This window comes from Spirosoma fluviale (assembly GCF_900230225.1).
Taxonomy (GTDB): domain Bacteria; phylum Bacteroidota; class Bacteroidia; order Cytophagales; family Spirosomataceae; genus Spirosoma; species Spirosoma fluviale.
In genome coordinates this window covers 1-13,451 of the sequence record NZ_OCNH01000001.1, presented here as the reverse complement: position 1 = coordinate 13,451, position 13,451 = coordinate 1, and the positions used below count along the sequence as shown (strand labels likewise).

General features: G+C 51.4%; 11 protein-coding genes. 4 read left to right on the top strand and 7 right to left on the bottom strand.

Annotated elements, in window-relative coordinates; translation table 11 throughout:
- Positions 1–99 precede the first annotated feature (99 nt).
- From CRO74_RS00055 to CRO74_RS00035, 5 genes are all read right to left on the bottom strand, one after another.
- Complete coding sequence (locus CRO74_RS00055; protein WP_041615784.1) at positions 100–882, bottom strand: ParA family protein; 783 nt, start codon at positions 880–882, stop codon at positions 100–102.
- A gap of 176 nt (positions 883–1,058) precedes the next feature.
- Positions 1,059–2,096, bottom strand: a complete 1,038-nt coding sequence (locus CRO74_RS00050; RefSeq protein WP_097123976.1) for an SPASM domain-containing protein — start codon at positions 2,094–2,096, stop codon at positions 1,059–1,061.
- A gap of 24 nt (positions 2,097–2,120) precedes the next feature.
- Positions 2,121–2,600, bottom strand: coding sequence for a Uma2 family endonuclease (locus CRO74_RS00045; RefSeq protein WP_097123975.1), 480 nt, complete (start codon positions 2,598–2,600; stop codon positions 2,121–2,123).
- A 55-nt stretch (positions 2,601–2,655) separates the two neighbouring features.
- Positions 2,656–4,641, bottom strand: a complete 1,986-nt coding sequence (locus CRO74_RS00040; protein WP_097123974.1) for an alpha-amylase family protein — start codon at positions 4,639–4,641, stop codon at positions 2,656–2,658.
- Positions 4,642–4,804: 163 nt separating this feature from the next.
- A complete protein-coding gene (locus CRO74_RS00035; protein ID WP_097123973.1) occupies positions 4,805–5,386 on the bottom strand; it encodes a hypothetical protein in 582 nt (193 codons plus the stop codon).
- A gap of 105 nt (positions 5,387–5,491) precedes the next feature.
- Here CRO74_RS00035 and CRO74_RS00030 point away from each other — a divergent pair, with 105 nt between their 5' ends.
- Together CRO74_RS00030 and CRO74_RS00025 are read left to right on the top strand one after the other, a co-directional pair.
- Entirely contained in the window at positions 5,492–6,559 is a 1,068-nt protein-coding gene (locus CRO74_RS00030) for an Ldh family oxidoreductase (RefSeq protein WP_097123972.1), read from the top strand.
- A 226-nt stretch (positions 6,560–6,785) separates the two neighbouring features.
- On the top strand, positions 6,786–7,772 hold the full coding sequence (locus tag CRO74_RS00025; RefSeq protein WP_097123971.1) for an aldo/keto reductase: 987 nt from the start codon (positions 6,786–6,788) through the stop codon (positions 7,770–7,772).
- Positions 7,773–7,812: 40 nt separating this feature from the next.
- Here CRO74_RS00025 and CRO74_RS00020 read toward each other — a convergent pair whose 3' ends face one another.
- Both CRO74_RS00020 and CRO74_RS00015 read right to left on the bottom strand, forming a co-directional pair.
- Positions 7,813–8,424, bottom strand: a complete 612-nt coding sequence (locus tag CRO74_RS00020) for an outer membrane beta-barrel protein (protein WP_179830086.1) — start codon at positions 8,422–8,424, stop codon at positions 7,813–7,815.
- Between the two features lie 132 nt (positions 8,425–8,556).
- A complete protein-coding gene (locus CRO74_RS00015; protein WP_097123969.1) occupies positions 8,557–9,234 on the bottom strand; it encodes a PepSY-like domain-containing protein in 678 nt (225 codons plus the stop codon).
- A gap of 343 nt (positions 9,235–9,577) precedes the next feature.
- Here CRO74_RS00015 and CRO74_RS00010 point away from each other — a divergent pair, with 343 nt between their 5' ends.
- A complete protein-coding gene (locus CRO74_RS00010; protein ID WP_097123968.1) occupies positions 9,578–11,083 on the top strand; it encodes a circularly permuted type 2 ATP-grasp protein in 1,506 nt (501 codons plus the stop codon).
- Between the two features lie 152 nt (positions 11,084–11,235).
- The coding region (locus CRO74_RS00005; RefSeq protein WP_097123967.1) for a fibronectin type III domain-containing protein at positions 11,236–13,451 on the top strand (2,216 nt) is incomplete at its 3' end.

Here is a 13,451-nt window from a genome sequence, read left to right as displayed (position 1 = left end):
TGTACGATGTATGATGTATGGTGTATGATATAGAATAGCCTGATTAGGCACTTTTTCCCTATATCATGCAACATACATCATACATCATACATACTTAATTTAAGCTTCCTGCGGCATCATGCCGTTCTTTATCAGTATTTCTCGGGCCAGGTTCAGGTAACTGACGGCTCCTTTACTGTCGGCGTCCTGCGCCAGGGCAGGTACGCCAAAGCTGGGCGATTCGCTCAGCCGGATATTACGCGGGATGATGGTGCTGAAAACCATTTGCTGGAAATGGCTCGTCACTTCGCCCACCACCTGATTCGACAGCCGAACCCGCAAATCGTACATCGTTAGCAGAATACCTTCGATGGCCAGATGCGTATTGAGCCGCGACTGAATGATTTTGATGGTGTTGAGCAGCTTACCCAATCCTTCGAGCGCGAAATACTCACACTGAACCGGAATGATAACCGAATCAGCAGCAGTGAGGCTGTTAATCGTAATCAGACCAAGGGAGGGCGAACAGTCAATGATAATGAAATCGTAATCGTCGCGAATGCTATCGAGTGTCGTTTTCATCTTATCCTCCCGATTCTGGAGGTTGATCATCTCTATCTCGGCCCCGACAAGGTCGATGTGCGATGGCAGCAAATCCAGGTTCGGAAAGTCCGTCTGGATTATAGCGTCCTGAGGGCGTACACCCTCAACCATACATTCGTAAATGCTGTTCTCGATTTCTTTCGGATTGTACCCGAGCCCAGACGTAGAATTCGCCTGAGGATCAGCGTCAACAATGAGCGTCTGAAATTCGAGGGCGGCCAAACTGGCAGCCAAGTTGATTGTTGTTGTTGTTTTACCGACGCCACCTTTCTGGTTGGCGATAGCAATGACTTTACCCATGGGTCTGTGCGATGCAGTCCCAAAGATGCCGGATAGTTTCCACGAAAGCAAGAACTGTTTCACGGAATGTTCCACAATGGTTAATGAGTGAATGATAGAATGAGTGAGTGAGTGAATAAAACCAAGTGTTAGTTTTCCATTCACTCACTCACTCATTCTATCATTCACTCATTAAATCAGGCCCACACCTTGGTGCCTTCGGTGCAGTTACGGCACATTTCGATTTCGGAGCGGGAACGCAGCAGGGTTTGCCGGAAGTCAGTGTAAGCAGGCCCCTGCCAGAGATCGGCGAAGGATTGGGTTTGAAGGTCGCCCAGCCGATGATGCGCATCTTTATCGAAGCAACAGGGTACCACAAGTCCGTCCCAGGTGATGACGCAGGAGTGCCACATTTTCCAGCAATGGTCGCCGAAACCATTTTTGATGCGGTAAGTTCCGTCTGCCTGGGGAGCGTAACGGCTGTACTGGTCTATGGTTGGAATGAGTTCGGAACCCTGCTCATAGTCGTAAATCTGAGCCGTTTTGAGGCCCACTTCATCCACGCCCAGTTCGCGGGCTAACTTATTTACTTCGGCAATCTGGTGTTCGTTGGGTTTTACGACCAGAAACTGAAAAAGCACATGGGGGGTCCGTGACTTCAACTCCTTTTTCCAACGAATAATATTCTTTGTTCCCTCCAGTACTTTTTCGAGCTTCCCCCCTACCCGGTATTGCTCGTATACTTCCTGCGTAGTGCCGTCAATCGAAATGATCAGCCGATCCAGGCCCGACTCCACCGTTTTCCGGGCGTTGGCATCGGTCAGGTAATGGGCATTGGTGCTGGTAGCCGTGTAGATGTTCCGTTCTGTTGCATAACGAACCAACTCCAGAAACTGTGGGTGCAGATAAGGCTCGCCCTGGAAATAAAAAATCAGGTATAAAAGTGTGTCGTGGAGTTCGTCGATGGTGCGTTTGTACAGTTCTTCGCCAAGCATACCAGTTGGCCGCGTAAAGGAACGGAGTCCACTGGGGCACTCCGGACAGCGCAGGTTACAGGAGGTCGTTGGCTCAAAAGACACCGACATGGGCAGCCCGCGGTGCGTAGCTTTGCCCGTTCGCCGTGACTCATAGTAACTGTACACCACTTTCAGCGCATTGGCAATGCGTTTGGGCGTTAGTTTGGAAGCGAAGTTAAGGCCGTCGCGGTAACGACCGACCGTTTGGTTACGATTCATGCCGTAAAGGTACGGTTCAGCCGTTTACCGGAATACCTTTTTCAAATCAATCGAAATCCCATTCGTTGGATCCGTGAGGATATCGTTGTGAAAAACTAACTCTTCATCACCTGGCAAAAGCACAAAAATGACCCGAAGCATCGGCTGTACAAGCCAGTATGACTTTACGCCAGCGGAAAAATAGGTTAACGACTTCTCAATCAATTCAGTAACCGATTGAGAAGGTGACAGAATTTCAACTACTGTTAACGGCACACGGGCAACCTTAATTTCGTCTTTTGTCCAATTAGATGGCTGAGAAGGAAAAATGCTTAAATCAGGAACAGTTGATGGATTCGGGCTTTGTAACGTTACCTCACTAACAATATCAAATGTATCACGATAGTGATCCATTACCTCAAAGATTATTCTGGCTTCTAGTAATCCGTGATTAAAACTAGGCACAGGTTTACCTCTCTCAATTTCGTAATCCGTCAGGGCGGGTTGTTCAACAACTGCTTCCATTTCGTTGACTGATTTAATTTCTTGAAATATACTGAAAAGTAACTGTAGCGCCAATCTAAGAGATTCTATAAACCCGACAGCCTTCTTCCTCAAAAATAACCTCTCCGGCCACTAGACCCGACCCTGCTTTGGGCAACGTGCCGGTCATACTAGCTGCAAAGGCGTAGTTTATGGATTCGGTATGCGTCCAGACGATGTAATTCTTCCCGTCGTTGGGACCCACCAGCCAACGCGTTTCTTTCCCTGCGATAGCGGGCCAGATACCTTCGGCAAAGGCCCGCATCCGGCCAATAGCGGTAAACTGTTCGGCGTTCTGCCCCCAGATGAACGGCCCGTGCGTCACTTTATCGGGCTGGCGGTCGTCTTCAATCTGAAATACGTAGAGTTTCGAGTATTCTTCGTTTTCGCCCCGCTGTTCGTGCAGATTTCGTACTTCAAACCCCAACCCTACATAACTCGGCATGTCGGTCAGGAAGAGCGCCGTGAAATACCGAAATAGATTTCCGGTACGATAAAACGCGTCGAAACGCGGGTCGTCCTTATCGGCGGTCATGACCGTGAAATTCGGGGCGAACCGGCGCGTTTTCAGGTAATCGGCATAATCGGCAAAGTGTTTTTTGAACGTCGGCGAACCAACCACCATCGACTGTAAATCGCCCAGGGTTGAATCGGCTTCAATGGCTTCCAGGTGGTCGAGTTCGTTGCCGTAGCCCATAGTATCCGGCGGTGCCAGAAACGTCTCGGCAAAAAAACCGTAATGTGGTACACTTTGCTGAACGTACTTTTTTATAGCCCGTAAGGGATCATAAAACGCATCGGGCGTAGCTGGAACGCCCTCCGGCCGAAGCTGTACATGAGCCATATCGCCCCGCATGAAATCGAAATTGTATGTCTGCTGACAATCCTGAACGTTCCGGCAGATGTAGTTCCAGGCAGGTATATTGGGTCTATTGAAATCAAGTTCCCAATTTTGGTTATTATCCTTCGATTCATAGAACCGATACCGCGCCAGAGGACCAAACACCCGCGACATTTCCTGAGGCTGGTCGAATGCATACTGGTACCAAATCTGGCCAAAATCGTCCACCACAAAGTCGTTTGGATCGATATGGAGGCCACGATAAGGCGGTGCCATGGTCATGGGCAACGTCTCCAGTCCCAGTGAAATCAGGTGCCGAATCAGGGCAAGCCGTCGGTTAAGACGTCCATTATAATCATTGGGTAGTCCGAACAAAATTCGTTGTCGCTGTTTATCGCTCAGGGTGGCGGTGCTCCCTTGTTGGTCTGTCGAAAAGAATACCTCTTTGGTAAAAGTCAGCGGTGTTCCATCAGCCGCTCCCATACACTTTAGAAATTGCCAGATCGCTTCCTCGGCGTACCGGTATACCAGACTGGAATGATCGAGTAATGTATCCGGCTTACCGCCTTTTTCATCGCGCTGCACCCACTCAAACAGGGCGGGCATTGTGAGTACCATTTCGGAGAAGCGATCGGTGTGGGGAATAACGTCCATGCCAACCGTGCGCCCTAAGGCATGAAGCAGGTTTGTTACCACTTTCAACTGCTTTTCAACGGTATCGAGCGCGGGAACGAAACGGGCCAGTTCAACATCAAAGAACTCCGGGTTGATTTGCCAGCTCACCATCCCGTACAAACTCCCCACCACGCCCGGCTCCCAGATCGGCAACAAATGAATACTGTCATGACTGGCCGGTATTGTCATGACGTAGTTAATGATTTTCCAGAATGAGCCGAGAGTTCGAACGTTTACCCCAACCATATTGCTGCGCTTCAGCCAGGTGCCATCGGTATGAATCCGGGCCGGACTCTCAATCATATCTGCCGGATCAAGGGCCCGGCGCAGAATTTCGTTCCCCAGTCGTTTATGCAGGATTTCCAGCGTTTGATACACTGAAAACTGCACCGCCGTTTGGGGCAGCAAGTTCATAATGAACGACGAACGCCCCGATTGATAGGCTTCTGTATGGCTAGCGTAGTACTGGGACCAGTCTGTCTGTAACGTATCGATGGAGGTTGGCATAAGGCAAATGTAAAACGGTTTTTAGAAAACCAAACACTATCCTTTTGTGTCAAAAGGACACAGAAATAACCGTTTCACCCACAATTCTTATTTAAAACTGTCTTTTTCAAGGATACGGTTACATGTATACCAACGCAGCCTTTCTCAGCGATACGGTATACCATCAATACGTTCGAAGTACTTTAAGTCGATGATTTTTGTTGATCCGAATGCGTGGATTACTGATGATCTGAAAGAACGCCCCGCTTAGTACCAACGTCCCTACAACAGGCAATGTATTGCTGTAAAAGCCTCTGTTATTAACAATATCGGCTAATAAATAGACGCCACCAGCAATGGGAAAGAGCGTGCCCGCAGCGGTGATGAATGGGATACGCCTGTTCAGATAAACCATCTGCACATCGTTGAACCGGAAGGTTACGGGTTCATCCCGATTCATGACCTGATTGGCCATCAGTACACTGAATGTACTGTCCGTTACATCGTACAATTGTTCCCGGTATTTTTCGTCCCCGGCTTTGAAATGCAGTTCATCCCCCACAAAAAAACGGTAGCGCCGAAAGCCGCCAATCACATGGTTTACGTCGAGAGCCAGATACCGGGACGGGCGGATCAGGGCAGCGAACGCCGTGCCCTTACGTTGCAGAAGTTGCTCCGTTGTGAGCGTGTCCTGCGGTTGAGCAATGGCAAAGTGCCCCACAAAAACAAAAACCAGACTAAAGAGCCATCGAAAGTTAAATTTCATAAAGCGACTAGTTGAACTTGTTGTCAATAACAGGAAAAATAGGATAGCGGGCCCGTTTTTTAGAAAAATTTAACCCATTCGCGAAGTGTTGGCTAATTTGCGGGCATGATTACCGCCAACCAACTCCGAACGTTTACCGAACAAATATTCATAGCACTCGGCTGCTCAGAAACCGATGCGCGTTTAGCTACTGACGTCCTCGTTAGTGCCGACTTGCGGGGCGTCGATTCGCATGGGGTAGCCCGTTTACCAGGGTACGTCCGCCTGTACGACCTGGGCCGCATCAACCCAACCCCGCACATTCGCGTGGTTCATGAAACCCCATCCACGGCGGTCGTTGACGGCGACCGTGGCCTGGGTCTGGTTGTTGGACCCTGGGCCATGCAGGTAGCTATTGAAAAAGCCAGGGTTGCCGGAACCGGCTGGGTGGCGGTGCGCAACTCCAACCACTTCGGCATTGCCGGGTACCATGCGCTGCTGGCAACAGAACACGATATGATTGGTCAGGCCATGACCCACGCAGCACCACTCGTAGCGCCTACGTTTTCGCTGGATAAACTACTGGGAACCAACCCCATTGCCGTGGCGATTCCGGCCGCTACCGAACCAACGTTTTTGGCCGATTTTGCCTCAACGGCGGTGGCCTATGGTAAACTCGAAATCCTGCAACGCAAAGGACAGGATATTCCCGAAGGATGGGCGCAAAACGCCGAAGGCCAACCCACTACCGATGCCAACGCCGTTCGAAATGGCGGGGCACTACTGCCGCTCGGCACCGACCGCGAACACGGCTCACATAAAGGTTATGGGCTGGGTGCTATTGTCGATATTTTTTCGGGCGTGCTGTCGGGGGCGAACTACGGCCCCTGGGTTCCGCCGTTCGCGACCGCCGGGTTTATGCAGTCCAACGAAGGTGTGGGCGTTGGAACCGGGCATTTCTTCGGGGCCATGCGCATCGACGCCTTCCGGCCCGCCGACGAGTTTAAAACGCACATGGACACCTGGATTCAGCGATTTCGGCAGGCCAAAGCCGTTGACGGAAAGCAGGTATTGATTCCCGGCGATCCCGAACGCACGATGGAAGCCGAACGATTGGCCAACGGCATTCCCGTGGTAGAGCCGGTCATAAAAAGCCTGGAAGAACTCGGCGAACGATTCGGCGTGAAATTGTGAACCTGTCTATACTTTCATAAATAAGTTAGCAATAAGTACTTTTTGTCATCCCGAGGAACGAGGGATCTTCGGTAAGAATAAAAAAATAGTCCTCCTACCGAAGATCCCTCGTTCCTCGGGATGACAAGAAACGCACAATTCAACTTAAAAAATAAAAATTTAAACAGGTTCTGTAAAAATCTTATAGGCTTTAGTTAACCCTTAGCAAACTAACTGTCAATCATTTATGAACTATCGAAAACTTGGCAAGACCGGTTTTAGCATTTCCGAAATCAGTCTGGGAACCTGGCAGGTTGGCGGCAAATGGGGCGACCCATTCAGCCACGAAAACGCCGACCGTATTCTCAACGATGCCGTTGATGCCGGTATTAATTTCATCGACACCGCCGATGTGTATGGCGATGGCGAAAGTGAAAAAGCCGTTGGGCGGCTGGTTCGCTCCCGGTCCGAACAGATTTACGTGGCTACTAAATGCGGTCGGCGGTTGCAGCCGCACACGAGCGAGGCCTACCAACCCGCTGCCTTGCGCCAATTTGTGGAAGACAGTCTGCAAAACATGGGGCTGGAAACCCTGGATCTGATTCAACTGCACTGCCCGCCAACCGAGGTTTTCTACCGGCCCGAGATTTTTGAGCTGTTTGACCGATTGAAAGACGAAGGTAAAATTCAGAACCTGGGCGTTAGTGTCGAGAAAGTGGAAGAAGGCCTGAAAGCCATTGAGTTTTCCAACGTGACTACGGTACAGATTATCTTCAACATGTTCCGGCAACGACCGGCTGAGCTTTTCTTTACCGAAGCACTCCGACGCGATGTTGGCATTATTGTCCGGGTGCCGCTGGCGAGTGGTTTGCTCACGGGCAAGTTCAGCGCCGACACTACTTTTTCGGCCGACGACCACCGAAATTTTAACCGGCAGGGAGCTGCTTTCGATAAAGGTGAAACGTTTTCGGGCGTGGATTATGAAACGGGACTGGCGGCCGTCAATAAATTACGGGCTGTCTTTCCCGACGATACCAATCTGGCACCCGATGCCCTACGCTGGATATTGACCTTCGATGCCGTGAGCTGCATTATTCCCGGTGCCTCGAAGCCCGAGCATCTGACTTCCAATCTGCAAGCGATGGACCGCCCCGTTCCTACGGCTGAACAACTGGCTACCGTGAAGAAAATCTACGACGAGCACATCAAAAATCCGGTTCATTACCTGTGGTAAGAACTGTAGTGGCGGGTTTGAGAATCCGCCACTACAGTTCTTACTGGCCCAGAAAAATCTGAAAACCAATTCCCAGACTCATGTAGTTGGTTGTTGACACAGGAACCTCTATCTGAGTACCACCGCTGTTATAATAGGCATTGGCTGTCTTGTATTTCTGAGAGATATAATTCACACTGGCATTCAACGCAACGGTACGATTGATAAAGTAGGCAACACCCACGGTTGGCGTAAGGGTAGAGGTAAAGCCCTTTCCCTTAAGGTCCTGATTTGAATCGCGGTTGCGTATACTTGTCCAGGAATAGCCATACGCCAGACCAACGAAAGGCTTTAGCTTAGAACTTCCGAAATAATAGCGCACGTAAGGAGACAGCCCAAAAGAGACATTGCTGGCTTTTGCGTCCCCATTGAAATTTGCGTATTTACTCTTGCTTAAACTAAGCGGTATACCGGTACCGACTTCCAGATTATTTACCGGGAAGTAACCTGCCGATGGGGTCAAATTAGCCGAAAATGAACGATACGTGTCTTTCTTGTAATATGTAAAATTGCCAACGGTGGCGCCAACGGTCCAGCGTCCTTTCTCGGTTTGGGCACTTACCACGGTTAAGCTCGTTAAAAGGATCAGGCAGGTACATATGAATGCTTTCATAAACATTGATTAAGTAGTTAATAAAGCACAATAGTACATACAGCCCTGTTCTGGCTCGTATCCGTTAATAAGATTTAACGAAAAAAGCCTGCATCTGACGCAGGCTTTTTTCGTTAAATCACTCACCAATAATCACTTATTTCCTTTTACGGCTCGCTTGAACGTACCGTCCGAACCAAAGACTAAAACAACCCGCTTGTTATCGGCGGTGGTTATGTAGACGATGTAATTGTTGGTCGTTGCTTCCTGAGCGGCTTTATTGATCGTAGCCCCGGCATAGTTCGTATTGATGTATGCTGTAATGGCCGCTGGCAGACTCGATGCCGCTACGATTGTCAAGCTCGTGCCTTTTCCGGGACGAGGGCGATGGAGCGTATCGCCGGGCGCATGATGCGTTGAATCACCACGCGTGTGACGGAGTGAGTCCCGCCGTACATGATGTGCAGAATCGCCAGGAGCGTGGCCCCGTTTACCGTCAACGGCTTTCACAAACGTACCGCTGGCGTTGAATAACAATAACTTGACCGAGCTACCTACGGTAATAGCGACTACATAATTCCCCTGTTTATCGTTGAACGCTTCTTTAACGGTTGCTCCCGTGTAAGTCGTTGTAATGTATGTTGTGATGGAAGCCGGTAGCGTGGCGACATCTACGGCTGTCAGGCTACGCGGCCCGGTAGCCGATGTGCTGGTCACACCAGCCGTACGAGCAGACGCAGTAGCCGATGTAGGGTCGACAGCATTTTTGGTACACGCATTCAGGCACACCACGAGGGCCGCTATAAAACTAAACACAAGCAACTTTTTCATAAAAGCTCTGGGTTGTTTTGTTAAAAAAATACAATAAGAAACTAAACGATATCCGAGCTCGTTTTTCGGCATTTCTCACTATACGACCCTCAAGGGGTTAGCGTTGCAACCTAAAGCGAATTTTAATTAAACTGATCAATAGGCGCTCCCCAGGTTGCTGTGCAACAAAGGATATTTACAAAAGCCAAAAACTGGCTACTTTCGGTACCTCAGATGTGATGAATTTATAACCGATGGCAAATAATGGAACTCAGAACTTTACTTTTACAATCCTTTATTTGTACATTCCAGCGGCCAAGTGGGTTCTGTTTGGCAATTAAGCATCGTTACAATATATTGTTCCATGAAAAAACAAAACGCCCGTCAATCCCAATCGCAGACACTCAACGGCAAGACCCAGTCACAGGGCCAGGCCAATGCCAATTTTTCGTTCAGCGATTACCAGACTGAAAACTTTTTTGATGAGATGTTCGCCAGTGAGATGCAGGTACGGGCAGGCTACGCTCCTTTCCAGCAGCGCGTTGAGCAACTTACCCGCGAGGATCTCATTGGGCGACAGCATGCAGCCGAACGGGCGCTCATGAGCATGGGCATTACCTTCAATGTCTATTCGGAAGGCGAAGGTACCGAGCGGATCATGCCCATCGACATCATCCCCCGCATCATTGAATCGGCCGAGTGGGACCGGCTCGAAGCGGGACTCATCCAGCGGATTAAAGCCATCAATATGTTTCTGGACGACGTCTACAACGATCAGAATATTCTGAACGACGGCGTTGTTCCCCGCGATCTTATCGAATCCAGCAAATCATTTTTACCGGGTTGCCTGGGTGTAAAACCGCCTAAAGGCATCTGGTGCCATATTACCGGCACGGACCTGATCCGGGGCGAAGATGGCACCATGATGGTACTTGAAGATAACCTCCGTTGTCCGTCGGGGGTATCGTACATGCTCGAAAACCGCGAACTCAACAAGCAGACTTTCCCCGATGTACTGGCCCAAACGGGCGTTCGACCGGTTTCTGACTACCCAACGCGACTATTGCAGATGTTGCAGTACATTGCCGACCGCCCAAACCCAACCGTAGTCGTTCTGACACCGGGTATCTATAATTCGGCTTACTTCGAGCATTCGTATCTGGCTCAGCAGATGGGTGTTGAACTGGTCGAAGCGCGTGATCTGGTCGTATCAGGCGGTTATGTTAAAATGCGTACAACTAAAGGCTTTCAGATCGTCGACGTCATTTACCGCCGTATCGATGATACCTTTCTGGACCCCAAAGCCTTCAACCCGGATTCGATGATTGGCGTACCGGGCATTTTTGAGGTCTACAAAAAAGGGCGTGTTGCACTGGCCAACGCTCCCGGAACCGGTGTTGCCGACGACAAAGTGATTTACGCGTATGTACCGCGTATTATCAAATACTACATGGGCGAAGAAGCCATCATTCCCAATGTAAAAACGTACATCTGCCGAGAAGAGGAAGACTGCGCCTATGTCATGGAAAACATCGAGAAACTGGTGGTAAAAGAAGCGAACGAAGCGGGGGGCTACGGTATGCTTATCGGCCCGAAAGCGACATCGGAAGAACACGAATTATTCCGTCAGAAGATCAAGGAGAACCCCCGTAATTACATCGCCCAGCCAACGATTTCGCTGTCGCGCGTGCCCTGCATCGTCGGCGACCATGCCGAAGGCCGACACGTCGATCTGCGACCATATATCCTCTATGGCGACGGCGTCAACGTTATTCCCGGTGGTCTTACCCGTGTAGCCCTGCGCAAAGGCTCCCTCGTGGTCAACTCTTCACAAGGCGGTGGCGGTAAGGATACGTGGGTGTTGTATTAGTTATTGGTTATTGGTTATTGGTTATTGGTTATTGGTTATTGGGAAATAGTCCAGCCCCACTATCATCTACTCATTAACTAATCACCATTAACCAATAACCATCATATACTCTTTCCCGGCCAAAAACGTTTTAGCTGAAACAGCTGGAATCTATGCGGCCTATCTACTTACTCAACGTTATACTACTTTTTTTTTGCATTACCCTAAAGCCTACACTCAGTCAGGCCTCCCACGTACGGGCGGGTGAAATTACGACCAAGCGAACCTCCCGAACCGCTTTAACCTACGAGATTACTTTTACGGCCTACTTCGACGAAACTCCCGGCGGTAAGCTAGCTGCCGATGCGGCAAACAGCTACACCATCTGCTTTGGTGATGGCACAACGGCGGTGGTCGAACGTAGCCAGCGAATTTTTATCAACCGAAATACTTCCTCCATCAATACCTACAAAACAGTCCATACTTACCCCGGCCCCGGCACCTACACCATCGGGATAACGGTCGTTAACCGCAATAACAACACCCTCAATCTTCCCCCGGCGGGTCAGTCGGAACGGCTTCCCTTTTTCGTTTCCACAACGATCAGCATCAATGCCGCGCTGTTGGCCAACTCAACCCCGGTAATGCTCAACCCACCGCTGGATTCAGGTCGGGTGGGCCAGAAATTTTGCCACAACCCGGCCGCCTTCGATGCCGATGGCGATAGCCTGGCTTACCGGCTGAGTGTACCCAAAACATCGCCAACCGAAAATAGTTGTACCGGTCGAAATATCCCTTCCTATCAGAACCCGACGCAGTTCAGTACCGCCAGTGAAAATGGTGGTACGCCAACCTTCAGCATCAACCCGATCACCGGCGAACTCTGCTGGGACGCCCCCGGTCAGACTGGCCAGTTCAACTTTGCGTTCATCATTGAGGAATGGCGAAATGGCGTGCTCATCGGCGAGATCACCCGCGACATGCAGATCATCGTGGTCGACAGCCCGAATAAACGGCCTCTTATCCAGCCGATACCGGACTTGTGCGTGGAAGCGGGGGCCCTCATCACCCAGCCCATCACCGCCACCGACCCCGATGGCCAGCGCGTCATCATCGCCGGTTTCGGGGGCGTCTTCAACATCGGTGCCGACCGACTGCCCCTGCCCGCCAACGAACTGATCCCGCCCGCCTACGCCCGACTCATCAACGGCGACATCATCCAGAACCAGCCCGCCACAGCCACCTTCTCCTGGCAAACCAGCTGCAATCAGATTCGGCAGGCACCTTACGATGTGACCTTCAAAGTCACCGATGTGCCTACCAGACCTACCCCGGCCCTGACGTCGTTCCAGACCTTCCGCATCCAAATTGTGGGACCCTCCATCAAGAACCTCACGGCCCGGCCCACCGCCACGGCCAACGGACGAGCCATCCAGCTAAGCTGGAGTCCCTACTCCTGTGGCAACCCCGGCACCTTTATATCGATCTATCGCAAGGAGGGTTGCGAAGACGTGCCACCAGAGCCTTGTGTAACGGGTGTCCCGGCGGGCTACGTCCAGATTGCCCGCGTGCCCATCACGGCAACAACTTATACCGATACTTCTTCCCTACGCCGGGGTATCGCTTACGCCTATCGGCTGGTGGCGGTCTACCCCGACGTTAACGGCGGCAGCAATGGGGGCGTTTCACTAGCCTCCAACCAGGCCTGTCTTAACTTACCCCTGCTGGCACCGGTCATCACCCAGGTCACCGTCGACTCCACCCGAGAGGTCAACGGACAGATCACCGTCCGCTGGACCCGACCCATCGGACTCAACCCCGGCGACCTGGGCGGACCCTACCAGTACCGACTCCAGCGAGCCACCGGACTGACCGGCACCGACTTCTCCCCCCTCGCCACCATCAACACCACCCTCAGCCCAACGGCCGCCGACACCCTCTTCGTTGACCGGGGCACTTCCACATCAACCCTCAATACTACGGCCAACCCCTACCGCTACCGCATCGAGTTCTTCTACACCGACCCCGCCACCGGCCAGCTTACCCGGCTCGACGTCACCGAAGCGGCTTCTTCCGTCCGGCTCAGCGCTACCCCCGCCAACCGGCAGGTCACCCTGAGCTGGCAGGCCAACGTGCCCTGGTCCAACGATGCCCGCGTCCATGACGTGTATCGCAGCCGGAGCGGCCCCAACGGCCCCTTCAACAAGATCCGGGAAGTAACCGTCCAGACCCAGCCCTACTCCTTCACCGATGATGGAACCGACACCTTCACCGCCGATGGCAACACCAGCCGGGTCCTCTCGGCCGACTCCAGCTACTGCTACCGGGTGATGACCCGGGGCCAGTACACCGACACCCAACTGGCCCGCCTGGGCGTGCTGCTCAACTA